This window comes from Cellulomonas sp. PSBB021 (assembly GCF_002240455.1).
Taxonomy (GTDB): Bacteria; Actinomycetota; Actinomycetes; order Actinomycetales; family Cellulomonadaceae; genus Cellulomonas; species Cellulomonas uda.
The window spans coordinates 3,186,594-3,210,059 of record NZ_CP021430.1 but is presented as its reverse complement, the minus strand read 5'-3'; the positions used below and the strand labels follow the sequence as shown (position 1 = coordinate 3,210,059).

The 23,466-nt window shown below is 73.7% G+C and carries 18 protein-coding genes, 1 pseudogene and 2 riboswitches; of the genes and pseudogenes, 11 read left to right on the top strand and 8 right to left on the bottom strand.

Annotation, left to right across the window (positions count from 1 at the left end; genetic code table 11):
* Positions 1-25: 25 nt before the first annotated feature.
* The 3 genes from CBP52_RS14735 to hrpA all read left to right on the top strand — a co-directional run bounded on the left by CBP52_RS14735 (position 26) and on the right by hrpA (position 6,799).
* On the top strand, positions 26-1,819 hold the full coding sequence (locus tag CBP52_RS14735; RefSeq protein ID WP_232514516.1) for an alpha/beta hydrolase: 1,794 nt from the start codon (positions 26-28) through the stop codon (positions 1,817-1,819).
* Positions 1,820-1,926: 107 nt separating this feature from the next.
* On the top strand, positions 1,927-2,412 hold the full coding sequence (locus CBP52_RS14730; RefSeq protein ID WP_094181587.1) for an aminoacyl-tRNA deacylase: 486 nt from the start codon (positions 1,927-1,929) through the stop codon (positions 2,410-2,412).
* 64 nt (positions 2,413-2,476) lie between these two features.
* Complete coding sequence (hrpA, locus tag CBP52_RS14725) at positions 2,477-6,799, top strand: ATP-dependent RNA helicase HrpA (protein WP_369826233.1); 4,323 nt, start codon at positions 2,477-2,479, stop codon at positions 6,797-6,799.
* A 264-nt stretch (positions 6,800-7,063) separates the two neighbouring features.
* Here hrpA and CBP52_RS14720 read toward each other — a convergent pair whose 3' ends face one another.
* Together CBP52_RS14720 and CBP52_RS14710 are read right to left on the bottom strand one after the other, a co-directional pair.
* Positions 7,064-7,627, bottom strand: a complete 564-nt coding sequence (locus CBP52_RS14720) for a matrixin family metalloprotease (protein WP_157732658.1) — start codon at positions 7,625-7,627, stop codon at positions 7,064-7,066.
* 323 nt (positions 7,628-7,950) lie between these two features.
* The gene (locus tag CBP52_RS14710) at positions 7,951-8,412 is read right to left on the bottom strand and encodes a hypothetical protein (protein ID WP_157732657.1); all 462 of its coding nucleotides are present in this window, start codon (positions 8,410-8,412) and stop codon (positions 7,951-7,953) included.
* Positions 8,413-8,703: 291 nt separating this feature from the next.
* Here CBP52_RS14710 and CBP52_RS14705 point away from each other — a divergent pair, with 291 nt between their 5' ends.
* The 5 genes and pseudogenes from CBP52_RS14705 to CBP52_RS14685 all read left to right on the top strand — a co-directional run bounded on the left by CBP52_RS14705 (position 8,704) and on the right by CBP52_RS14685 (position 14,694).
* Entirely contained in the window at positions 8,704-9,315 is a 612-nt protein-coding gene (locus CBP52_RS14705; protein ID WP_232514515.1) for a DNA-3-methyladenine glycosylase I, read from the top strand.
* A 230-nt stretch (positions 9,316-9,545) separates the two neighbouring features.
* Positions 9,546-9,731, top strand: a complete 186-nt coding sequence (locus tag CBP52_RS14700; RefSeq protein ID WP_094181582.1) for a hypothetical protein — start codon at positions 9,546-9,548, stop codon at positions 9,729-9,731.
* A 122-nt stretch (positions 9,732-9,853) separates the two neighbouring features.
* A riboswitch (SAM riboswitch) is annotated at positions 9,854-9,950 on the top strand.
* A 39-nt stretch (positions 9,951-9,989) separates the two neighbouring features.
* Entirely contained in the window at positions 9,990-11,033 is a 1,044-nt protein-coding gene (locus tag CBP52_RS14695; protein WP_369826232.1) for a methylenetetrahydrofolate reductase, read from the top strand.
* 56 nt (positions 11,034-11,089) lie between these two features.
* On the top strand, positions 11,090-13,420 hold the full coding sequence (gene metE / locus CBP52_RS14690) for a 5-methyltetrahydropteroyltriglutamate--homocysteine S-methyltransferase (protein ID WP_094181581.1): 2,331 nt from the start codon (positions 11,090-11,092) through the stop codon (positions 13,418-13,420).
* 231 nt (positions 13,421-13,651) lie between these two features.
* A pseudogene (locus CBP52_RS14685) lies at positions 13,652-14,694 on the top strand (MalY/PatB family protein).
* A 72-nt stretch (positions 14,695-14,766) separates the two neighbouring features.
* On the opposite strand, the gene CBP52_RS14680 reads toward CBP52_RS14685, so the two are convergent.
* The 6 genes from CBP52_RS14680 to gcvP form a co-directional block, all read right to left on the bottom strand.
* The gene (locus CBP52_RS14680; protein WP_094181580.1) at positions 14,767-15,213 is read right to left on the bottom strand and encodes an Hsp20/alpha crystallin family protein; all 447 of its coding nucleotides are present in this window, start codon (positions 15,211-15,213) and stop codon (positions 14,767-14,769) included.
* A 126-nt stretch (positions 15,214-15,339) separates the two neighbouring features.
* Positions 15,340-15,756, bottom strand: a complete 417-nt coding sequence (locus CBP52_RS14675; protein ID WP_094181579.1) for a (deoxy)nucleoside triphosphate pyrophosphohydrolase — start codon at positions 15,754-15,756, stop codon at positions 15,340-15,342.
* 138 nt (positions 15,757-15,894) lie between these two features.
* Positions 15,895-16,125 carry a helix-turn-helix transcriptional regulator gene (locus CBP52_RS14670; RefSeq protein WP_094181578.1) on the bottom strand — a complete coding sequence of 77 codons (231 nt, stop codon included), beginning with the start codon at positions 16,123-16,125 and terminating at the stop codon, positions 15,895-15,897.
* A 313-nt stretch (positions 16,126-16,438) separates the two neighbouring features.
* Positions 16,439-16,810 (bottom strand): glycine cleavage system protein GcvH, encoded by a 372-nt coding sequence (gene gcvH, locus CBP52_RS14665; RefSeq protein ID WP_094181577.1) that lies wholly within the window; start codon positions 16,808-16,810, stop codon positions 16,439-16,441.
* A 34-nt stretch (positions 16,811-16,844) separates the two neighbouring features.
* Positions 16,845-17,999, bottom strand: coding sequence for a glycine cleavage system aminomethyltransferase GcvT (gene gcvT / locus CBP52_RS14660; RefSeq protein ID WP_094181576.1), 1,155 nt, complete (start codon positions 17,997-17,999; stop codon positions 16,845-16,847).
* Between the two features lie 40 nt (positions 18,000-18,039).
* A complete protein-coding gene (gcvP, locus tag CBP52_RS14655; RefSeq protein WP_094181575.1) occupies positions 18,040-21,024 on the bottom strand; it encodes an aminomethyl-transferring glycine dehydrogenase in 2,985 nt (994 codons plus the stop codon).
* Positions 21,025-21,207: 183 nt separating this feature from the next.
* Positions 21,208-21,296: riboswitch (glycine riboswitch) on the bottom strand.
* A 238-nt stretch (positions 21,297-21,534) separates the two neighbouring features.
* Here gcvP and CBP52_RS14650 point away from each other — a divergent pair.
* Genes CBP52_RS14650 through moaA form a run of 3 tightly spaced genes read left to right on the top strand, consistent with a single transcriptional unit; the run spans position 21,535 to position 23,461 of the window.
* Entirely contained in the window at positions 21,535-22,005 is a 471-nt protein-coding gene (locus tag CBP52_RS14650; protein ID WP_094181574.1) for a molybdenum cofactor biosynthesis protein B, read from the top strand.
* Complete coding sequence (locus CBP52_RS14645) at positions 22,002-22,415, top strand: molybdenum cofactor biosynthesis protein MoaE (protein WP_094181573.1); 414 nt, start codon at positions 22,002-22,004, stop codon at positions 22,413-22,415. The genes CBP52_RS14650 and CBP52_RS14645 overlap by 4 nt, the downstream gene beginning before the upstream one ends.
* Positions 22,412-23,461 carry a GTP 3',8-cyclase MoaA gene (gene moaA, locus CBP52_RS14640; protein WP_094181572.1) on the top strand — a complete coding sequence of 350 codons (1,050 nt, stop codon included), beginning with the start codon at positions 22,412-22,414 and terminating at the stop codon, positions 23,459-23,461. The genes CBP52_RS14645 and moaA overlap by 4 nt, the downstream gene beginning before the upstream one ends.
* Positions 23,462-23,466: the final 5 nt, after the last annotated feature.

The window sequence follows — 23,466 nt, the reverse complement described above, 5'->3', positions numbered from 1 at the left end:
TTCTCGTATGCACACTCGACCTCGTGTGTCCGCGTTCGCGGCGCTCGTCGTTGCGGTCGCCCTCGCAGGATCCACGACCGCGGCCCAGGCCGCCGAGCCCACCGCCGCCACGCCGGACGCCGTGACCGTCCCCGACCAGACCGACCCGGCCGAGGCGGCCCGCGTCGACTCCGTCGTCGCGGACATCGACTGGTTCGACTGTTCCAACGTCGTCGACAAGGGTGTGCAGTGCGGCACCGTCGATCTCCCGCTCGACTACGACGAGCCCGAGGGGCCGACGACGAGCGTCGCGCTCGTCCGCGTCCCCGCGACGAAGCCGACCGCCAAGCTCGGCACGCTGTTCCTCAACCCGGGCGGCCCCGGCGGCTCGGGCGTGAACATCGCGATCAGCGCCCCGTACTTCCTGCCGAAGGACATCGTCCAGCGGTTCGACCTGGTGGGCATCGACCCCCGCGGCACGAACTTCTCGGACAACGTCGCCTGCTTCCGCAACATCGGCGAGCAGACCGACACGCTGCTGCCCACGTGGGAGGCCGCCTACCCGCGGACGACCGCGCAGCGCACCGACTTCGTGAACTCCGCGAAGAAGTACGGCCAGGCCTGCTCCACGCTCGGCAAGCCGATGTCGGCGTCGATGTCCACCGCGAACGTCGCGCGTGACATGGACGTGATCCGCCGCACCCTCGGCGACTCGAAGCTCACCTACCTGGGCTTCTCCTACGGCAGCTACCTCGGCAACGTGTACGCGAACATCTTCCCGGACCGCGTCCGCGCCATCGTGATCGACGGCGTCCTCGACCCCGAGGGCTGGGCCGGTACCGCGGCGAACCAGAGCACCCCGCAGACGCAGCGCATCGCGTCGGGCGACGGTGCGTGGAAGGCCCTGCGGTCGATCCTCACGCGGTGCGGGCAGAAGGGCCCCGACTACTGCTACCTCGCCAAGCGCAGCTCGAACCCGGCGAGGAAGTTCGACAAGTTCGCGAAGGCGATCAAGGCGAATCCGATCGTCATCGACGAGTCGTTCGAGGTGGACTACGGCCTCGTGATGTCGTTCCTGATGTCGGACCTGTACCAGCTCGAGGCGGCCGCGTGGGTCGACATGGACCTCGACATGTTCATGGAGCTGCAGGAGACGCCGACGAGCGCCGCCGAGCGCAAGCAGTGGAACGCGGCGGCGAAGAAGCTCACGTCCCGCATGAAGGAGTACAAGCAGCTCTCCGCAGCGCAGGACGCGGCGAAGCAGGAGCTGGCCGCCAAGGTCCCCGGCTTCGCGTTCCCGTACGACAACGGGCCGGAGGCGTACCAGTCGGTCATGTGCACCGACAGCCTGAACCCGGGCAACGCGGCGAGCTGGGTCGCGGCGGGCACCACGGCCGCCAAGACCGGTAACGCGTTCGGCCAGATGTGGACCTGGGCCTCGGCGCCGTGCGCGTCGCGGACCTGGACCGCCAAGGACGAGGACGCCTACCGCGGCACGTTCGACCACGTGACGTCCGCGCCGGTGCTCGTCGTCGGCAACTGGTGGGACCCGGCGACCAACTACAACGGTGCCAAGGCCGCGGCGGCGCTCCTGCCGAACTCGTCGTTCATCTCGAGCAACAGCTGGGGTCACACCGCGTTCGGCTCGTCGACGTGCGTCGACAACGCGATCACGAACTACCTGCTGACGGGCAAGGCCGTCAAGGGTGCGACGCGCAGATGTGTCGGGGCGCAGCCCTTCGCCCAGAAGCTCGAGTCGTACGAGTCGCTGTCGCTGACGCCGAAGAAGGGCCGCGCGCCCGTCTCGATCCCGGTCCCGGGCACGGCCCCCACGCTGTGACCTGACCGCACGGCACCCCACGGGTGCCCGCACGACCCGACGGGGGTCGCGACCGAGCGTCGCGGCCCCCGTCGCCGCGTCCCGGCGTCGTGTGGTGAGGTGGGGCCATGGGATCGGTGGACGGTGAGCGGCGCGCGACCGCCGCGCTCGAGGCGTCGGGGCTCGACTTCGTCGTGACGCGGCACGGCCGCGTCGGCTCGCTCGAGGAGGCGGCCGCGGCGCGCGGCGTCACACCGGCGGACGTCGTGAAGTCGCTCGTCGTGCGGCGCGGCGACGACGACTACCTGTTCGTGCTCGTCACGGGCGACCGCGCGATCTCGTGGCCGAAGCTGCGCGCCCTGCTCGGCGTGTCCCGGCTGTCGCTGCCGGACGCCGGCACCGCGTTGGACGTGACCGGGTACGAGCGGGGGACGATCACGCCGTTCGGCTCGCTCACGGCGTGGCCCGTGGTCGCCGACGAGCGCGTGCTCGGGCGGCGGGTGTCGATCGGGGCGGGCGCGCACGGGGTCGCCGCGACCGTCGACGGCGACGCCCTGGTCACCGCGCTCGACGCGACGGTCGCGGACGTCACGCAGGACGCGTCCGGACGCTGAGGCCCCGACCTGCGTCCGGAATGAGCGCGCCACCCCGCGGGCGGACCTGGGAGGATGGGACGCCGTGACCACCGACCAGCGCGACGAGCGCCGCCAGCGCCGCCGTCGCCCTGAGCCGAACGGCGAGGCCCGGCGCGCTCGAGCGGCCGCGGCGCGCGAGGAGGCGGTGCTGCCGCCGATCACCTACCCCCCGGAGCTGCCGGTCAGCGCGCGGCGGGCGGACATCGCGGCCGCCATCCGGGACCACCAGGTCGTCGTCGTCGCCGGTGAGACCGGGTCGGGCAAGACGACGCAGCTGCCCAAGATCGCGCTCGAGCTCGGCCGGGGCCGGGCGGGGCAGATCGGCCACACGCAGCCTCGGCGCATCGCGGCACGGTCGGTCGCGGAGCGCATCGCGCAGGAGATCGGCACGCCGCTCGGCGAGCTCGTCGGGTACCAGGTGCGGTTCACTGACACCTCCAGCGAGCACACGCTCGTGAAGGTCATGACGGACGGGATCCTGCTCGCGGCGATCCAGCGCGACCCGCTGCTGCGGCAGTACGACACGCTCATCATCGACGAGGCGCACGAGCGGTCCCTCAACATCGACTTCCTGCTCGGCTACCTCACGCGCCTGCTGCCGCGCCGCCCGGACCTCAAGCTCGTCATCACGTCCGCGACGATCGACTCCCACCGCTTCGCCCGGCACTTCGCGAGCGCCCCCACCCCCGAGCACCCCGACGGTGTCCCCGCGCCGGTGGTCGAGGTCACCGGCCGCACCTACCCCGTCGAGATCCGGTACCGGCCGTTGTCGCCCGACGCGCTGGGCGTGCAGGACGACGAGCTCGACGACGACGCGCCGCCGCGCCGCACACCGCCCCCGGCCCGCCCGCCCGTGCGGGAGCGCGACCTCATGACCGGCATCACGGAGGCGGTCGACGAGCTGTGCGCCGAGGGACCCGGCGACGTGCTCGTGTTCCTGTCCGGGGAGCGTGAGATCCGCGACGCGACGGACGCGCTGCGCGCGTCGTTCGGCACGCGCGTGACCGACCCGCGCCACCCGCAGGCGGTCGAGCTGCTGCCGCTGTACTCGCGCCTGTCGGCCGCCGAGCAGCACCGCGTGTTCTCGTCGCACCCCGGGCGGCGCATCGTGCTCGCGACGAACGTCGCGGAGACGTCGCTGACCGTGCCGGGCATCCGGTACGTCGTCGACCCGGGTACGGCGCGCATCAGCCGGTGGTCGAAGGCGACGAAGGTGCAGCGGCTGCCGATCGAGCCGATCAGCCAGGCGTCCGCCAACCAGCGCTCGGGGCGGTGCGGCCGCGTGGCCGACGGCATCGCGATCCGCCTGTACTCGCAGGACGACTTCGAGCGACGCGACCGGTTCACCGAGCCGGAGATCCTGCGCACGTCGCTCGCGTCGGTGATCCTGCAGATGATCGCCGTGGGCGTCGCGGCCTCGCCGCAGGACGTGGTCGACTTCCCGTTCGTCGACCCGCCCGACGTGCGCGCGGTGCGCGACGGCGTGCAGCTGCTCACCGAGCTCGGCGCGATCGAGACCGGGCCGGACGGGACCCGGCTCACCGAGACGGGGCGTGCGCTCGCGCAGCTCCCGGTCGACCCGCGGCTCGCCCGCATGGTGGTCGAGGCCTCGCGCCACGGGGTGCTGCGCGAGGTCGTCGTCGTCGCGGCCGCGCTGTCCATCCAGGACCCGCGCGAGCGTCCCGCCGAGGAGCGCGAGAAGGCCGACGCGCTGCACGCGCGGTTCGCCGACCCCACCTCCGACCTGCTGTCCTACCTGAACCTGTGGGCCTACCTGCGCGAGCAGCGGCGCGAGCTGTCCGGCAACGCGTTCCGCCGCGCGTGCCGCGCCGAGCACCTGAACTACCTGCGGGTCCGCGAGTGGCAGGACGTCGTCACCCAGCTGCGGGACCTCGCCAAGGGTCTGCCCGCGGGGCGCCGTCGCGGTCCCGACGAGGCGTCCGGCGGCGGTGCGGAGGGCGGGTGGCCCGCGCTCGCGGACGGTCCCGACGAGGGTGCGGGTGCCGGCGGCCCGCGGCGCGGCGAGCTGCGCCGCGACTGGGACGCCGACGCGATCCACCGCTGCGTGCTGTCCGGGCTGCTGTCGCACGTGGGGATGCAGGAGGCCACCGAGGTCGCCGCGCCCGCTCGTCGGGGGGACAAGCGCCCGGCGCGGCCCGACCGGCGCGGGCGCAACGAGTACCTCGGCGCGCGCGGCGCGCGGTTCGCGATCTTCCCCGGCTCGGGGCTCGCCCGGAAGCCGCCCGCGTGGGTCATGGCCGCCGAGCTCGTCGAGACGTCCCGACTGTGGGCGCGCGACACCGCGCGCATCGACCCCGCGTGGGCCGAGGAGCTGGGCGCGCACCTCGTCAAGCGCACGTACTCCGACCCCGCCTGGTCCACGAAGCAGGGCGCGGCCATGTGCACCGAACGCGTCCTGCTCTACGGGCTGCCGGTCGTCGCGGGGCGGCGCGTGCTGTACGCGAAGGTCGACCCCGAGGCCGCGCGCGAGCTGTTCGTCCGGCACGCGCTCGTGCAGGGTGAGTGGACCACGCACCACCAGTTCTTCCACGAGAACCGCCGTCTGCTCGCGGAGGCTTCCGAGCTCGCGGCGCGCGCCCGCCGCGCGGACCTGCTGGCCGACGAGGACGCCCTGTTCGACTTCTACGACGAGCGGGTCCCCGCGGACGTCGTCTCCGCCCGGCACTTCGACCAGTGGTGGAAGACCGCGCGGCGCCGCGACCCCGACCTGCTGACGTACTCGCGCGAGCTGCTCGTCTCGTCCGACGCGGACGCGATCGACGAGTCCTCGTTCCCGTCGCGCTGGCCGCAGGGCGATCTGTCCCTCCCGCTGACCTACCAGTTCGAGCCCGGCACCGAGGCCGACGGCGTCACCGTGCACATCCCGCTCCCCCAGCTGCCGCGCCTGACGCCCGACGGCTTCGGCTGGATGGTGCCGGGGCTGCTCGACGAGCTCGTCGTCGCGACGATCCGCGCGCTGCCCAAGCCAGTGCGCGTGCAGCTCGTCCCCGCACCCGACGTCGGCCGCGCGGTGGCCGCCTGGCTGCGCGAGAACACCGCGACCTGGGCCGACACCGTGCGCGCGGGCGACGCCGCGCCGTCGTTCCACGACGCGTTCCGCTCCGCCGTCCGGGCCGTGCGCGACGTGGACGTCCCCGCCGACGCGTTCGACGACGACCGCCTGCCCGCGCACCTGCGCATGACGTTCCGCGTGGTCGGGGACCGTGGCGGAGTGGTCGACGAGGGCAAGGACCTCGCGGCGCTGCAGCACCGGCTCGCGGACCGCGCGCAGGACGCGGTCGACACCGCCGTGAAGGCCGCGCTGCGGCAGGCCATGCGGGAGGCGGGGCTGGCGGCCGACGAGCCCGCGCGGCCTGGTCCGCGCGCGCGCCCGGACCGCGGCGATGCCCGCTCGTCGGACGCGGGTGCCTCCGAGTCGCGGCACGCGAGGGACGGCTCGTCGGGGCCGGTCGCCGAGTCCGTGTCGCGCGCGGGCCTGACGACGTGGCCCGCCGACCTCACGCTCCCCGAGGTCGTCGAGGTGCGCTCGGGCGCGACCGTCGTGCGCGCCTACCCGACCCTGGTCGACGAGCGCACGAGCGTCTCGGTGCGCACGCTCGCCGACGCGTCCGCGCGCCCCGCAGCCGCGCGCGCAGGCCTGCGCCGGCTGCTGCTGCTCGACGTCGGGCTCGCCCCGGCCCGCGTGACGTCCCGCTGGACGGGTGCCCAGGCGCTCGCGCTGGCCGCCAACCCGTACCCGAGCCGCGAGGCGCTCGTCGAGGACGTGCAGCTCGCCGCGGTCGACGCGCTCGTCGACGAGCACCTGCGCACACGCCCCGCCGAGGCGGGCCGCACCCCCGCGGACATCCGGACGCCCGAGGACTACGCCGCGCTACGCGCGTTCCTGCGCGACCGGCTCGAGGACCGGGTGCACGCGCTCGTCGGCGTGCTCGTCCAGGTGCTCACCGCGTGGCGCGAGCTCGAGGTCGAGCTCAAGGGGACCTCGAGCCTCGCGCTGCTGGCCACCGCGTCCGACGTGCGCGAGCAGGCCGCGCGGCTGGTCCACGCGGGGTTCGTCGTCGAGACCGGCACGGACCGCCTGATGCACCTGGTGCGCTACCTGCGTGCTGCGCGGTACCGGCTGGGCAAGGCGGCCGAGAACCCCGCGCGCGACGCCGACCTGGCGTGGCAGGTGCACGACCTGGAGAACGCGCTCGCGGCTGCGTCCGGGGCGGACCGCGCGCAGGTCGCGATGGTCCGCTGGCAGCTCGAGGAGCTGCGCGTGAGCCTGTTCGCGCAGCAGCTCGGCACCCCGACCCCGATCTCGGCCCAGCGCGTCCGCAAACAGCTCACCACCCTGACCTGACCCCAGCGGATCACGAGAGCCTGCCGATCGGAGCTGGACGCGGTGATCGCGGACAGGGCGTGCATCGGCCGGCGCCTACCGCCGGTCGATGCACGCGCAGGGCATCAAGGTCGTCGTCCCCTAGAAGTCCTGGAACGCCACTTCGCCCCGGACCAAGCAGCAGCGCCGGCTGGTCACCCGTGACGACAAGCCCGCGATCCCCTACCGCACCGCCGTCGTCCCGGCCGCATGCATCACATGGTGACGTAACAACGGAGACAGGGCCTAGCCGTACAAGCGCTTCAGGCCGGTGACGTCGCCCTTACCGAGAGTTCGACGGTCGAACGTGCAGGCCGGGCGCTTGGTGCTCATGACGAGTGCGGAGTCGCCGTTTCCGACATGGGCCAGCCCCATGGTGTGCCCCAGCTCGTGGTTCACCACACCGCGGAGGTCGATCTTGCCCTTGCACCCGCTGCTCGTCGTGGTCCAGCGTCCTGATTGCTTGTTGATCCGGACGTCCGACTCTTGAGCGATGTCGAGCCCCACCCGCCAACTGTCTCTGGTGCATGAGATGCCATTCAGTCCGGACGGGAGCACTCCGAAGTCGACGACGTTCTTTCCATCGCCTGACTTTGCGCACTTGCCCTCGGGTCCATTGACATTGCTGTTCCTTGTGGTTATCCCTTGGTTCTCGGTGTCGTTGACCCAGTAGTTGAAGTCCTTGAACCACTTGTGGCCGAACAGCGCGTTGCGGTTGTCTGTGCACCGGTTCTGCAGGGCCGACGTGCCCTCGTCGCCGAGCTCCACGTCGGGTTCGGCGAGCAGGCCGAGGGACTTCTGCGGCGCCACGGACGAGATCGTGGCGTCACCGTTCGGGTCCACCGCGACAGTGACCGCGTAGTCACCGTCGTCAGTGCTTGCCGCCGCGGTAATCGTGTTTCCTGGCTAGGGGATCTCGACAGCGACTAGCCCGGCACGGACCTCGGCTCCGACAAGACCGCACCGCGCGACGTCGGCAATCGCGATCTCCTGGGTCGAGGCAAGTAGCAGGGGGCCGGACAAGCCCGCGCACGGGGCGGCAGCAGACGAATCAGCAGACATCGCTGGCGCGCCCGTTGCCCCCACGGCGACAACCGTGACGAGGCGGTGTGCCGCAAGCGTCTTCGCCCGGCTCACTCCGCCACGCTCACGGAGACTTCCGCCGTCGTGGCACCGTCGAGGGACACGGAGACCGTGGCGTCGCCTGCAGCGGCGTCGGCGGGCACCACGATCGTCGACGTGAGCTCGCCGTCCTCGTCGATCGACGCTTCGGCAACGGTCGCGCCCGGGGCGGCTTCCTGTGCCCACAGCACGGGTGCGGTTGTCGGGCTGGGCTCGGGTGCGTCCTCGCCGGCGTCGTTGCAGCCGACGGTGAAGTACGACCCCGTCAGCGTGATCTCGTCGCCCGGAGAGACCGTGCTCTGCGACACGGCGAGCACCGGAGCCACGCAATCGCCGTCAGAACTCGAGCCGGAACAGCCCCCTACTATCACAGTGAGCAGACAGACTCCTAGGACGGCTAGTTGTCGATGCATTGCGAGACTCTTTCCCCTGCTTATGCGCCTCGCCCCGGCGAGGCACTCGAATCGCACCATAGCGGAGCTCCATCGCATGCCGTGGCAAAACGTACGTCTGATGTTCAGGTCAAGGCACCTTTCCCTGCGAGACTCTGACGTCAGCCTCCACCGTGAAAGGCCGAGGTGGCCGGTCGCCGCCCCCGCGGATGCTCCGGGAACGGCGCGTCTGAGCCGTAGCAACCACGACGTCGGGGTCTGGGAGCGGGGCCGGGCCGACGGCGGGAACGGGGGGTTCGGCTGACGACCTGTCGTCCACAGGGGGCGCGCGGGGTCTGCCGCGCGTGGGCGGGAGACGGCAGACTCGACCGCATGGACGACACCGTGACGGTCGACACCCCGCTGGCGGCCGCGACCGCTCCGGCGCCCGTGACCGGGCGGTGCTTCGGGGACGGGGACCCGCTGTACGAGCGCTACCACGACGAGGAGTGGGGCGTGCCGGTGCACGGCGAGGAGGCGTTGTTCGAGCGGATCGCGCTCGAGGGGTTCCAGTCGGGGCTGTCGTGGATCACGGTGCTGCGCAAGCGTGAGTCGTTCCGGGCCGCGTTCGCGGGGTTCGACCCGCAGGTCGTCGCCGGGTACGACAAGCACGACGTCGAACGGCTGCTGGCGGACACGGGCATCGTGCGCAACAGGCAGAAGATCGAGGCGACCGTGGCGAACGCGCGCGCACTGCTCGCGCTGCACGCGGCGGGCCGCACGCTCGACGCGCTCTTCTGGTCGTTCGCGCCGGACCGGACGCAGCACGTGCGCCCCGCGTCGTGGGCGGACGTGCCCGCGGTGACGCCCGAGTCCCGCGCGCTCGCGCGCGAGCTCAAGTCGCTCGGCTTCCGGTTCGTCGGACCGACGACGGCGTACGCGGCGATGCAGGCGTGCGGGCTCGTCGACGACCACCTGGCGGCCTGCCCGTCGGTGCGTGGGTGAAGTCCCCCGGCGGGCGCGGAGGCCGTTGCGGTAGGCCGTGGCGTTCGGGTGACCCGTCGCGAGAGCAGATCCGCAGGTCAGCGCACGTCGGCCGGGACGGGTCATGCGATTGCCCGCGGCGTCCGGCCGTCCGGGTGCCGCCCGCTCGGAGGACCCCGGGACGTGCTCCCCTCGGGTGATCCGGCCGTGGGGACTTCGCCTGATCGTGCGCGGCGGTTACAGTCCTGCGCATGACCGACATGCCCGACCACGACGGCGGCCTGGACGCCGTCCGCGGTGCGCGGGAGGCGCTGGGCGGGTCGGTCCCGCCGGACGCGCAGGTCCTGCAGGCGGTCGAGGCCGGTCTGCTGTCGACGGTGACGGGCACCCAGCCGTGGGGCGAGATCCCGCACCAGCGCCCGCGTCCGCTGGCCTGACCCGCGGAGCCTCCTCCCCGCCTGATCTGCGTGTCTCCGGCGACGCGTCCGCTGGGCGGCCCGCCCGTCTCGCAACGTGAGAAGTCGTGGTCAGCATGTGGGCTTCCGGCCTACGATCACGGCAACCATCCAGAGCGGCCGAGAGACCTGGCTCGTCGACGCCGCAGCAACCCCCCTCCGCGACGAGGGTGTGGGTGCTTCCGCCAGGACCGATGGAGTGGACATGTCGCAGACCCAGTGTCTGAACGGCCCGCCGGCGTGAGCGCGGCGACCGTGAACCCGCCCGCGGCGCAGCCGCGGCTCGACGACGCGCGCGCCGACGGTGCGAGCAGCGCGGCGCGCCCCGGCGTCCCGACCGGCGCGCACGTGGCCGCCGACCCGCGACCGCTCGGCACGCTCGACCGCCCGACGCTCTCGTTCGAGTTCTTCCCGCCGCGCAACCCGCAGGCCGCGCCGCGCCTGTGGGAGACCGTGCGCCAGCTCGAGGCCGTGCACCCGGACTTCGTCTCGGTCACGTACGGCGCCTCGGGCAGGACGCGCGAGACGTCGCGCGCGTTCGTCTCGCGGCTGCTGCGCGAGACGTCGCTGTCCCCGATCGCGCACCTCACGTGCGTGGGCACGAGCCGCGACGAGATCACGACGATCGTCGAGGAGTTCCTCGACGAGGGCGTGCGCTCGTTCCTGGCGCTGCGCGGCGACCCCCCCGCGGGCCAGGCCGACTGGCAGGCCCACCCGGACGGCCTGGAGACCGCGAGCGCGCTCGTCGGTCTGCTGCGGGACATCGAGTCCCGCCGCTGCGGTGCGAGCCCGGCGCAGGCCGTGCGTGCGCGGGTGCGGCCGCTGTCGGTCGCGGTCGCCGCGTTCCCGCGCGGCAACGCGGCGACGGGCGGCACGCGCGCGCAGGACGTCGCGTCGCTGCTCGCCAAGCAGGAGGCGGGTGCGGACTTCGCGATCACGCAGGTGTTCTACGACGCCGAGTCGTACCTGGGCCTGGTGGCCGAGGCGCGCGCAGCGGGCGTGGTCATCCCGATCATCCCCGGGATCATCCCGTTGACCGACCCGGCCCGGCTGCTGCGCACGCAGGAGCTCACGGGTGTCCCGGTGCCGCGCGACCTGCTCGATGCGCTCGGCTCCGCGGACGACGCGTCGGCGGCGCACCGCATCGGCACCCGCGCGGGTGTCGACCTCGTCAAGGGCGTCCTCGACGGCGGCGCACCCGGCGTGCACCTCTACACGTACAACAAGCACGAGGCCGCGCTCGACCTGCTCGAGGGCGCGCAGCTGGACGGCTCGACCCGCTGAGGTCGGCGCCCACGTCCCCCGAACCCCGCACCACCACGACACGAAGGCTGGACCCCATGAGCGAGACCCCGCAGTTCCCGACCGGCTCCGTGCTCGGCTACCCGCGCATCGGGCCGCGCCGCGAGCTCAAGAAGGCCGTGGAGGCCTTCTGGGCCGGGAGGTCCACGGCCGACGAGGTCGAGGCGACCGCCGCGGCGCTGCGCCGCCGGACGCGCGAGCGCCTCGTCGAGCTCGGCCTGCCGAAGGACACGGCCGCGATCCCGAGCGCGTTCTCCTTCTACGACCAGGTGCTCGACGCGACCGCGGTCGTCGGCGCGATCCCCGCGCGCTTCGCGGACCTCGTCGGTGAGGACGGCACGCTCGACCTCGCGGCGTACTCGACGGTCGCGCGCGGCCGTGGCGACGACCTGCCGCTCGAGATGACCAAGTGGTTCGACACCAACTACCACTACCTCGTCCCGGAGATCGGCCCGGAGACGACGTTCTCGTACGTCGGCACGCGCCCGGTCGCGGAGTTCGTCGAGGCGCTCGCCGACGGCGTCCTGACCCGCCCGGTGATCGTCGGCCCGGTCACGTACCTGGCGCTCGCGAAGGCGACCGAGGGTGCGCCCGCGGACTTCGCGCCGATCGACCGGCTGCACGACCTGCTGCCGGTGTACGCGGACCTGCTGCGCGACCTCGCGGCGGCGGGGGCCACGTGGGTGCAGCTCGACGAGCCCGCGCTCGTCTCGGAGAGCATCGACGTGCCGGTCGAGCGTCTGCTCGCGGCGACCGCGGACGCGTACCGCGTGCTCGCGACCGAGCTCGCGCGCCCGCAGCGTCCCGCGCTGTTCGTCGCCGCCCCGTACGGGGACCTGGGCGCCGCGCTGCCGGTCCTCGCGGGCACCGACGTCGAGGCGATCGGGCTGGACCTGGTCAAGGGCACGGCGCCCACCGAGGCGGTGCCGGGCCTGGAGTCGAAGACGCTCGTCGCGGGCGTCGTCGACGGTCACAACATCTGGCGCGCGGACCTCGACGCCAAGCTGCAGGTGCTCGAGCAGCTCGAGGTCATCGGTGCGGGCGCGGTCGCGGTCGGCACGTCGACGTCGCTGTTCCACGTGCCGCACGACACGGCGGACGAGCCGAACCTGGACCCGACGCTGCGCTCGTGGCTCGCGTTCGCGGACCAGAAGGTCGCGGAGGTCGTCACCCTCGCGGAGGGCCTGTCCGAGGGCCGCGAGGCGATCCACGAGCAGCTGCTCGAGGCGTCCGACGCGGTCGCGTCGCGCCGCAGCGCGCCGGGGGTGGTGCGTCCCGAGGTGCGCGAGCGCACGGGCGGCCTGTCCGACGACGCGTTCGCGCGCGGCTCGTTCGACGAGCGCAAGGAGGCCCAGGCGCAGCGACTGAACCTCCCGCCGCTGCCGACGACCACCATCGGCTCGTTCCCGCAGACGCCCGAGATCCGCAAGGCCCGCGCGGCGCACGGCAAGGGCGAGCTGACCGACGAGCAGTACGTCGAGGAGATGAAGGCGGAGATCCGCCGCGTCGTGGAGCTGCAGGAGCGCATCGGTCTGGACGTGCTGGTGCACGGCGAGCCGGAGCGCAACGACATGGTGCAGTACTTCGCGGAGAACCTCGACGGCTTCGCGGTCACGGAGAACGGCTGGGTGCAGTCGTACGGCTCGCGCTGCACGCGCCCGTCGATCCTGTGGGGCGACGTGTCGCGGCCGAAGCCGATCACGGTCGACTGGACGACGTACACGCAGTCGCTCACGAGCAAGCCGGTCAAGGGCATGCTCACGGGCCCGGTGACGATCCTCGCGTGGAGCTTCGTGCGCGACGACCAGCCGCTGCGCGAGACCGCGAACCAGGTGGCCCTCGCGCTGCGCGACGAGATCACGGACCTCGAGGCCGCGGGCATCGCGGTGATCCAGGTCGACGAGCCGGCGCTGCGCGAGTTGCTGCCGCTGCGCGCGGCGGACCACGCGGACTACCTCGACTGGTCGGTGCGCTCGTTCCGGCTCGCGACGTCGGGCGTGCGTCCGGACACCCAGATCCACACGCACCTGTGCTACTCGGAGTTCGGCCAGATCATGGGTGCGATCGACGGTCTGGACGCGGACGTCACGTCCATCGAGGCGGCGCGTTCGAAGATGGAGATCGTCGAGGACATCGCGGCGGCGGGCTACCCGCGCGCGGTGGGCCCGGGCGTGTACGACATCCACTCGCCGCGCGTGCCGTCGGTCGAGGAGATCACCGAGCTGCTGACGGGTGCGGTCAAGGCCATCGCGCTCGACCAGCTGTGGGTCAACCCGGACTGCGGGCTCAAGACGCGCCGGTACGAGGAGACCACGCCGAGCCTGGAGCACATGCTCGTGGCGACCCAGGCGGTCCGCGCCACGCTCTGAGACACCCCGCGAACGGGTCGGCCCAGCCCCGGGCCGACCCGTTCGTCGTCCCGACCCGAGCCCGCGCGTGCTGGACGCGGGCCGCGACCAGGGCGATCGCGACCACGTCGGACGGTGGGTAACGTCCGGGGGGTGAGCCTGTTCGACGTGTCGCTCGAGGAGCTGCGGACCCGCACCAGCCAGAAGTGGCGCCGCTACCCGCCCGACGTGCTGCCGCTGTTCGTCGCGGAGATGGACGTGCGCGTGTGCGAGCCGGTGGTGGCGGCGGTGACCCACGCGCTGCGGCGCGGCGACACGGGCTACCCGGCCGGGCGGCCGTACCAGGAGGCGTTCGCGGGCTTCGCGGAGCGCCGCTGGGGCTGGGCGCCGGACCCGGCGACGACGGCCCTGGTGCCGGACGTCATGCAGGGCGTCTCGGAGCTGGTGCGGCTGCTCACGGACGACGACGGCGTGGTCGTCATCAACCCGCCGGTGTACCCGCCGTTCCGGGCGTTCGTGCGGCGCACGGGCCGCGCGGTGGAGCGTGCGGACCTGGGCGCGGACGGTCGCCTCGACCTCGCGGCGCTCGACGAGGCGTTCGGCCGGGCGCGGGCGGGCGGCCGGTCGGCGGCGTACCTGCTGTGCCACCCGCAGAACCCGACGGGCACGGTGCACGCCCCGACGAGCTGCGCGCGGTCGGCGAGCTCGCGGCGCGGCACGGCGTGCGGGTGGTGTCCGACGAGGTGCACGCCCCGCTGGTGCTCGACGCGGACGTGCGGTTCGTGTCGGCGACGACGGTGATCCCCGGCGCGGTCGCGGTGCACTCGGCGTCCAAGGCGTTCCACCTCGCGGGCCTGAAGGCGGCGCTGGCCGTGCCGGGCCCGGACGCCGTGGCGGATCTGGCCCGCCTGCCCGAGCTGGTCTCGTCCGAGGTCGGGCACGTACCGGTCCTGGCGCACACCACGGCGCTCACGCACGGCGACGGCTGGCTGGACGCGCTCCTGGAGTCGTTGCGGGACTCGCGTGCGCACCTGGGCGCGCAGCTCGACTCGCGGCTGCCGCGCACGCGGTGGACCCCGGGCGCGGCGACGTACTTCGCGTGGCTGGACCTGCGCGAGCAGCTCCCGGGCGAGGAGGACCCGGCGGCACGCCTGCTGGCGGACGCGCGCGTCGCGCTGAACGCGGGCCCGACGTTCGGACGCCCGGGCGCGGGCTTCGCGCGGCTCAACTTCGCGACGTCGCGCGCGGTCCTCACCGAGGCGGTCGAGCGCGTGGCGCGGAGCCTGCCCGTCTGAGGTCGCACGCGCGCGACCGGCCCGCGCGGTCGTGCGCGGGCCGGTCACAGGACGGTCGTGGAGGGTGGCCGGTCAGGCCGACGCGGAGGTGATCTCCGGCGTCGGGGCGGTGGTGCCGTGCTGCACCTCGATGCGCCGCGGCTTGGCCTCCTGGGCGACCGGGATGGTCAGCGTGAGGACGCCGTCGGTGTAGGTCGCGCTGATCGCGTCGAGCGCGAGCCCGCGGCCGAGCGTCAGCTGGCGCGCGTAGGTGCCGGACGGGCGCTCCTTGGCGAGCCACTGCACGTCCTCGTCGGTGCGCGGCGAGCGCTGCGCGCGGATGGTCAGCGTGCGGTCCTCGACGTTGACGTCGATGGTGCCCGGGTCGGCGCCCGGCAGGTCGACGTGCAGGACGTAGTGGTCGCCCGAGCGGTACAGGTCGACGGGCATCGCCTGCGAGAGCGCGGCGGTCCGGTCGGCGTTCAGGACGGACGTCAGGAGTCGGTCCATCTCCCGGAACGGGTCGGTACGAGTAGCCATACCCTCACCTCCTTCGCAGCGAGGTGCCGGACCACCCGGCGCCTCGGGTACGTACCGGGCGCGCGGCCCGGTGGGCTACGACACTGTTCTAGCACTCTCGCCGACCGAGTGCTAAGCGAGGTTCGCTCAGGGCAGACGCGCGCCGACGAGGTGCTCGACGATCCGCACGTCGGCGTCGAGCCACGGCACGTCGAGCCAGTGCGCACGCGGCAGCCACCGCAGCTCGTCGTGCTCGACGAGCGGCTCGGGCGTCCCGGCGCTCACCTCCGCGAACCACAGGCGCATCGCGTACGTCTCGGACAGCCGCCACGCACCCTCGTCGGGGCCGACGACCTCGTCGCCGAGCGTGACGCGCACGCCCAGCTCCTCGCGCAGCTCACGGTGCAGCGCCTGCACCGGGCTCTCGCCGACGTCGACCTTGCCGCCGGGGAACTCCCAGCGGCCGGCGAGGCTCGCGGGGGTCGCGCGGCGCGCCGCGAGCAGCGCGTACGGGTTGTCGAGGTCGTCGACGATCGCGGCGGCGACGACGAGCACGGGAGCCATGCGGCGAGTCTGCCAGGAGCGCCCCGGGCGGTCCCGCACACGACGACGGCCCGCCCTCGTCAGGGCGAGCCGGTCGGGTGCCCGCTCAGCGGCGGGGACTGCCGTTCGTCCTCGAGCGGCGCGGTACGGGTGCGGGTCTCAGCGGATGCCGTGCGCCACCGCCCACGAGACCGCCTCGGACCGCGTCGAGACGCCGATCTTGCGGTAGACGCTGCGGACCTGCGACTTGACGGTGTTGCGGGTCACGAAGAGGCGGGTCGCGATCTCCTCGAGAGTGACGTCCTCGGCGAGCTCCGCGAGCACGACGCGCTCACGCCGGGTGAGAGTCTCCGCACCCGTGAGGGGGGCGGTGGTCTCGAGCATGCTCATTCTGTCCTCCGATCGGTGCACGGCCCCGGTCCTGGACCGGGTGCCGCGGGGCGTTCGGAGGATGAGAGCGTGCAGACGCACGACTATGACGCCGTTTCGTCCGACTTCTTCTCACCGTGTTCCGCACCCCACGGTCGTCCTGCTGTGCCCACAATGAACGCGGAACCGTCGGCCTGATACACCCGGTCCCCGTGGGCCGCTCGGCTTTCACCCGTTCGGCCCTCGCGCCGCCGGGGCGCAACCGCTTCGACGGCTGCGCGCCCCGGACGCCCTGTGAACACCCGCCGGAGGGTCCTCCCGACCGGCGGCCCGATCAGCCCGCCGCGTGCGCGGCGTACTCCTCCGCGGTGAGCAGCGGACCGGCCTCGGCGACGTCGACCTTGATCAGCCAGCCCGCGCCGAACGGGTCGGAGTTGACGACGGACGGGTCGTCGACGGCGGCGGTGTTCACCTCGACGACCGTGCCGGTCACGGGCGAGAACAGCTCGGACACGGACTTCGTCGACTCGATCTCGCCGATCACGGTGCCTGCGGCGATCGACTCGCCGACCGCCGGGAGCTCGAGGTAGACGATGTCGCCGAGCGCCTCGGCCGCCACGGACGTGATGCCGACGGTCGCGGGTGCGCCGTCGGTGAGCCACTCGTGCTCGAGGGTGTACTTGAGGTCGCCGGGCAGGTCGGTCATGAGGGTGCTCCGCTCTGGTGTCGCTAGGTGAGGTCTACCGGGGACGACGGTAGAAGGGAAGAGGCACGACGCGCACCGGCTCGTGCCGGCCGCGGACGTCGACCGCGAGCTCCGTGCCCTCGGCGGACACCTCGGGCGTCACGTACGCCATCGCGACGGGGTGGCCGAGCGTGGGCGACGGGGCGCCCGACGTCACGGTCCCGACGACCGCGCCGGTCGCCGTGACCACCGGGTAGCCGTGCCGGGCCGCGCGGCGCGACAGTCCCTGCAGCCCGACGAGCGTGCGGGCCGGGACGGCGTGCGCGCGGGACTCGAGCGCCTCGCGCCCGACGAAGGGCAGCGGCTCGCCCGCGGCGTCGACCTTGTCGAGCTTGACCACGCGGCCCAGGCCCGCGTCGTGCGGCGTGGTCGTGGTGTCGAGCTCGTTGCCGTACAGGGGCATGCCGGCCTCGAGGCGCAGCGAGTCGCGTGCGGACAGGCCCGCGGGCACCAGGCCCAGCGGCGAGCCCGCGTCGAGCAGCGCACGCCACAGCGTCGGCGCGTCGCCGGCGGGGACGAACAGCTCGAAGCCGTCCTCGCCCGTGTACCCGGTCCGTGCGACGAGCGCGTCGAGCCCCGCGACGCGCGCGGGCACCGACGCGTAGTACCGCAGCGCGGCCACCGCGTCCGCCTCGGCGGGGTCCGCGACGAGGCCGACGACGATCTCCTGCGCCCGGGGCCCCTGCACCGCGACGAGCGCGGTCTGCTCGGACCGGTCCGTGAGCGTCACGTCGTCGCGCCCCGCGAACCGCTCGGCGAGCGCGTCGCGCACGACGTCCACGTTCGTCGCGTTCGCGACGACGAGGTAGCGGCGGCCACGCTCGTCGTTCGGGTGCCGGTACACGACGAGGTCGTCGAGGACGCCCCCGTCGGCCTGGCAGATCATCGTGTAGCGCGCGCGGCCCGGCTCGAGCGCCGTGAGGTTGCCGACGAGCGCGCGGTCGAGCGCATCGCCCGCACCCGGACCCTCGACCTCCAGCTCGCCCATGTGCGACAGGTCGAACAGGCCCGCGGCGGTGCGCACCGCGGTGTGCTCGGCGACGTCCGAGCCGTACCGCAGCGGCATCTGCCACCCGGCGAAGTCGGTGAGCGCCGCGCCCAGCGCGACGTGCTCGTCGTGCAGCGGGGACGGCCGCGCCTGGTCGCTCATGCTCGGTCCTCTCGTCGTGCGGGTGAGGTGGTCGGGTGGCTCACTCGGCGAACGCCTCGACGGGCGGGCACGAGCAGACCAGGTTGCGGTCCCCGCGCGCGCCGTCGATGCGGCGCACGGGCGGCCAGTACTTGCCGCGGCGCAGGCTCGCCAGCGGGAACGCGGCGCGCTCGCGGGAGTACGCGTGCGTCCACCCGTCGGCGCTCACGGACTGCGCGGTGTGCGGCGCGTGCCGCAGCGGCGAGTCCTCGAGCGGCCACGTGCCGGCGGCGACCTCGTCGATCTCGGCGCGGATCGCGACCATCGCGTCGACGAACCGGTCGAGCTCGGCCAGGTCCTCGCTCTCGGTCGGCTCGACCATGAGCGTGCCCGGCACGGGGAACGCGAGCGTCGGCGCGTGGAACCCGTAGTCCATGAGCCGCTTCGCGACGTCCTCCGCGGTCACGCCCGTGCGCCTGGTGATCTCGCGCAGGTCGAGGATGCACTCGTGCGCGACCAGCCCGTTCGGGCCCGTGTAGAGCACCGGGAAGTGCTCACGCAGGCGCGTCGCGAGGTAGTTCGCGGCGAGCACCGCGACCTCGGTCGCGCGGCGCAGCCCGTCGGGACCCATGAGCGCGACGTACGCCCACGAGATGGGCAGGATGCCCGCCGAGCCCCACGGCGCCGCGGAGACGGCCGGCACGTGCGACGCGTGCGCCGCCGCGTCGGGCGTGCGCGGGCTCGTCGTCGGGTCGCCCGGCAGGTACGGCGCGAGGTGCGCCGCGACCGCGACGGGACCCACGCCCGGGCCGCCGCCGCCGTGCGGGATGCAGAACGTCTTGTGCAGGTTGAGGTGGCTCACGTCGCCACCCATCTCGCCCGGGCGGGCCAGGCCGACGAGCGCGTTGAGGTTGGCGCCGTCGATGTAGACCTGGCCGCCCGCGTCGTGCACGAGGTCGCACACCTGGCGCACGTGCTCCTCGTACACGCCGTGCGTGGACGGGTACGTGATCATGATCGCGGCGACCCGCGGGCCGTGCTCCTCGAGCTTCGCGCGCAGGTCGTCGAGCAGGATCTCGCCGTCCTCGGCCGTCGCGACGACGACCACGCGCAGGCCCGCGAGCGCCGCCGACGCCGCGTTCGTGCCGTGCGCGGACGCCGGGATGAGGCAGACGTCGCGCTGCGCCTCACCGCGGTCACGGTGGTACGCCTTGATCGCGAGCAGCCCGGCGAACTCGCCCTGCGACCCGCCGTTCGGCTGCACCGACACCGCCGCGTACCCGGTGATCTCCGCGAGCCAGTCCTGCAGCTGCGTCACGAGCTCGGCGTAGCCCTGCGTCTGGTCCGCCGGCGCGTAGGGGTGCACGTCCGCGAACTGCGGCCAGGAGATGGGCTCCATCTCGGCGGTCGCGTTGAGCTTCATGGTGCACGAGCCCAGCGGGATCATCGTGCGGTCCAGCGCGAGGTCCTGGTCCGAGAGGCGACGCAGGTAGCGCAGCATCGCCGTCTCGGAGCGGTACAGGTGGAACACCGGGTGCGTGAGGTACTCGTCGGTGCGCACGGCCCAGTCCGGGAGGGCCGTCGGGGCGGCCATCGGGCCGTACGCGAACGCCTCGCCGCGGACCGTGAACGACCCGCTGGGCGACGTCCACTGCTCGTCGTGACCGCCGGACGGCGCGTCCGTCACCCCGGCCGCGACGAACGCCAGGACCACGGCCAGCACGTCGTCGTCGCCGGTGGTCTCGTCGACGCTCGCCTGCACGTGGTCCCCGTCCGGCGCCCACAGGTTGACGCCCTGGCGCACGCCGGCGGCGACGACGTCCGCCGCACGGCCCGGGACGACCGTGCGCACCGTGTCGAAGACGACCTCGTGCTCGACCTCGACGCCCAGGTCGCGCAGGCGCGCGGCGAGCGTCGCCGCGTGGCCGTGCACGCGGGACGCGATGGCGCGCAGGCCGTCGGGGCCGTGGTGGACCGCGTACATCGACGCGACGATCGCGAGCAGCGCCTGCGCGGTGCAGATGTTGCTCGTCGCCTTCTCACGGCGGATGTGCTGCTCACGCGTCTGCAGCGCGAGGCGGTACGCGGGCGCGCCGTCCGCGTCGACCGACACCCCGACGAGCCGGCCGGGCAGCATCCGCTCGAGGCCCGAGCGCACCGCCATGAACGCGGCGTGCGGGCCGCCGCCGAACAGCGGGACGCCGAACCGCTGCGCCGAGCCGACCGCGACGTCCGCGCCGAGCGTCCCCGGCGAGGTGAGCAGCGTGAGCGCGAGCAGGTCCGCCGCGACCGTCACCAGGCCGCCGCGCTCCTTCGTCGCCGCGATCACGTCCCGCAGGTCCCGGACCTCGCCGGACGCCGCGACCTGCTGCACGACGAGCCCGATGAGGTCACCCTCGACCTGCGGCAGCCCCTGCGACAGGTCGGCCACCACCACGGGCAGGCCGATCGCCTCCGCGCGGCCGACCGTCACCGCGAGCGACTGCCCGAACAGCTGGTCGTCGAGCACGACCGTGCCCGCCTTGCCGCGCTGCGCGCGCCACATCAGCGCGACTGCCTCCGCGACCGCGGTGGCCTCGTCGAGCAGGCTGGCGTTCGCCACGGGCAGCCCGGTGAGGTCCTCGACCATCGTCTGGAAGTTCAGCAGCGCCTCCAGGCGGCCCTGGCTGATCTCGGGCTGGTACGGCGTGTACGCGGTGTACCAGGCCGGCGACTCGAGCACGTTGCGGCGGATCACCGGCGGCGTCGTCGTGCCGTAGTAGCCCTGGCCGATCATCGGGCGCAGCACCTGGTTCCTGCCCGCGATCTCGCGCAGTGCCGCCTGCACCTCGGCCTCGCCCTGCGCCTCGGGCAGCGCGAGCGGACGACCCGTGCGGATCGACGCGGGCACCGCCGCGTCGATCAGGTCCTCGATCCGCTCGTAGCCGACGACCGCGAGCATCGCGTCCGTCTCCGCGCCGCGGCGGGGACCGACGTGACGGTCGGAGAAGTCGAGCGCGGCGGGGGCCGGGCCGGTGGGGGCCGAGTGGGGCGTGGTCTTCGACACGGGCTGCTCCGGGGGTCGCCCGGCGTCGGCCGGGACGGGCGGTGGGCTCCCCGCTCTGTCATCCGCCGCGTACGACGACCTGAGAGTTTTGCCGGTCCGCCATGGCTGGTCCCAGCCCGGGGCGCGCCGGCTTGCACCGTCGGTGGGCCGTCCCGTGGTGGGACGGCCGCTTTCCAGAGTTGCCTCGCCGTGGCGGTACAGGGGCCTGAGAGATTCCCGGGGAGGGTTGCTCCTTCGGCGCCCGCTGCGCGGGACTCTCCCGCCTCGGTTCGAGCAGCATGTTCAGTTGACCTACCGCCCCAGGCTACCGGCTCCCCCACCGTCTCCCCCACCGTCTCCCCCAACGTCTCCCCCACCGTCGGCGGCACCGGGATCACAGGCGGGGGGTTTCCACGGCGAGACGGTGGGCAATTGCGGAGGAGTCGTGGTTAGCCTGGCGCGGTGAGCCAGCACCCGCAGGGGCCGAGCACGACGAGCGCCGATGCGTCCGCCCCCGCTGCGACGGCTCCCGTGCGGGCCGCGGTGGTCGTGGTCTCGGACCGGAGCGCGGCGGGCGCGCGCGAGGACCGGTCGGGCCCCGCGGCCGTCGCCGCGCTGCGCGACGCGGGGTTCGCGGTACCGGACGCGGTCGTCGTGCCGGACGGTGCGGCGTCGGTGCGCGGCGCGGTCGAGGACGCGATGGCGCGCGGCGCACGCCTCGTCGTGACGTCGGGCGGCACGGGCGTCGGGCCGCGTGACGAGACGCCCGAGGGCACGCGCCCGCTCCTCGCCAAGGAGCTGCCCGGCATCCCGGAGCTGCTGCGGCGCTCGTCGGACGTCCCCACCGCGGTGCTCGGCCGGGGGCTCGCGGGCGTGACGGACGCGGGCGTCGTCGTGGTCAACCTGCCCGGCTCCCCGGGCGGTGTGCGCGAGGGGCTCGCGGTGCTCGCACCGCTCCTGCCGCACCTGCTGAGCCAGGTGGGCGGAGGTGATCACGCATGATCACGCGGATCTGCGACGAGCCTCTTGACCTGCTGTTTCACGTGGAACATGTGCAGAGCCCGCGCGTGGGGGCGGTCGCGACGTTCGTCGGGCTGGTCCGCGACCACGACCCGTCGGTGACCGGCGAGGTCGTCGGGCTCGAGTACAGCGCGCACCCGGACGCCGAGGCCGTGCTGCGACGGATCGCCGACGACGTCGCGGCGGACGACGACGTGCTCGGCGTCGCGGTCAGCCACCGGGTCGGGCACCTGCGCGTGGGCGAGGCGGCGATCGTCGTCGCCGTCGCCGCGGCGCACCGGGCCGAGGCGTTCGACGCGTGCCGCCGGCTCGTCGAGACCGTCAAGGCCGAGCTGCCGGTGTGGAAGCGCGAGCTGCTCGCGAACGGCACGCACCATTGGGTCGGGCTGTGACCGGCGGGTCCGGCGCGAGCGGCGCGACGACGACGCGCGGGCAGCTCGTCGACCGGTTCGGCCGCGCGCACCACGACCTGCGCATCTCGCTGACCGACCGCTGCTCGCTGCGCTGCACGTACTGCATGCCCGCCGAGGGCGTCCCGTGGCTCGCACGCTCGACGATGCTCTCGACCGACGAGATCGTGCGCGTCGCGCGCGTGGGCGTCGCACTCGGGATCCGCGAGATCCGGCTGACCGGCGGAGAGCCGCTGCTGCGGGTCGACGTGGTCGACGTCGTGCGCCGGCTCGCCGCGATGACCACGCCCGACGGCGCGCCCGTCGAGGTCTCGCTCACCACCAACGGGCTGCGCCTGCCCGCGCTGGCCGCTCCCCTGCGCGACGCGGGCCTGCGCCGCGTCAACGTCAGCCTCGACACGCTCGACCGCGCGCGGTTCCTCGAGCTCACGCGCCGCGACAAGCTCGTCGAGACGCTCGCGGGCATCGCGGCGGCCGACGCCGCCGGGCTGCACCCCGTCAAGATCAACGCGGTCGCGATGCGCGGCGTCAACGACGACGAGGTGGTCGCGCTCACCCGGTTCGCCGTGGAGCGCGGCTACCAGATGCGGTTCATCGAGCAGATGCCGCTCGACGGCGGGCACACGTGGGACCGGCACGTCATGGTCACGCAGGCCGAGATCCTCGAGCGGCTGCGCGGCGCGTTCCGGCTCGACGAGGTGCCCGGCCGCGGGGCCGCGCCCGCCGAGCTGTGGACCGTCGACGGCGGGCCGGCCACGGTCGGCGTCATCGCGTCCGTCACCGCGCCGTTCTGCGGCGCGTGCGACCGGCTGCGCCTCACCGCGGACGGCCAGCTGCGCGCGTGCCTGTTCTCGCAGGCCGAGGTCGACACGCGCGAGGTGCTGCGGTCCGACGAGCCCGCGGAGGCGGTCGACGAAGGACTCGCCGCCGCGTTCCACGCATGCCTGGCCGGCAAGAAGGCCGGTCACGACATCGACGACCCGACGTTCCTGCAGCCGCGCCGGCCCATGAGCGCGATCGGCGGCTGACCCAG

Coding starts and splice junctions, on each gene's coding strand:
- CBP52_RS14680 (WP_094181580.1), bottom strand. CDS start 15,213: ATGGCTACTCGTACCGACCCGTTCCGGGAGATGGACCGACTCCTGACG.
- metE (WP_094181581.1), top strand. CDS start 11,090: ATGAGCGAGACCCCGCAGTTCCCGACCGGCTCCGTGCTCGGCTACCCG.
- gcvH (WP_094181577.1), bottom strand. CDS start 16,810: ATGACCGACCTGCCCGGCGACCTCAAGTACACCCTCGAGCACGAGTGG.
- CBP52_RS14670 (WP_094181578.1), bottom strand. CDS start 16,125: ATGAGCATGCTCGAGACCACCGCCCCCCTCACGGGTGCGGAGACTCTC.
- CBP52_RS14645 (WP_094181573.1), top strand. CDS start 22,002: ATGATCACGCGGATCTGCGACGAGCCTCTTGACCTGCTGTTTCACGTG.
- CBP52_RS14730 (WP_094181587.1), top strand. CDS start 1,927: ATGGGATCGGTGGACGGTGAGCGGCGCGCGACCGCCGCGCTCGAGGCG.
- CBP52_RS14710 (WP_157732657.1), bottom strand. CDS start 8,412: ATGGTGCGATTCGAGTGCCTCGCCGGGGCGAGGCGCATAAGCAGGGGA.
- CBP52_RS14675 (WP_094181579.1), bottom strand. CDS start 15,756: ATGGCTCCCGTGCTCGTCGTCGCCGCCGCGATCGTCGACGACCTCGAC.
- gcvT (WP_094181576.1), bottom strand. CDS start 17,999: ATGAGCGACCAGGCGCGGCCGTCCCCGCTGCACGACGAGCACGTCGCG.
- CBP52_RS14705 (WP_232514515.1), top strand. CDS start 8,704: ATGGACGACACCGTGACGGTCGACACCCCGCTGGCGGCCGCGACCGCT.
- CBP52_RS14700 (WP_094181582.1), top strand. CDS start 9,546: ATGACCGACATGCCCGACCACGACGGCGGCCTGGACGCCGTCCGCGGT.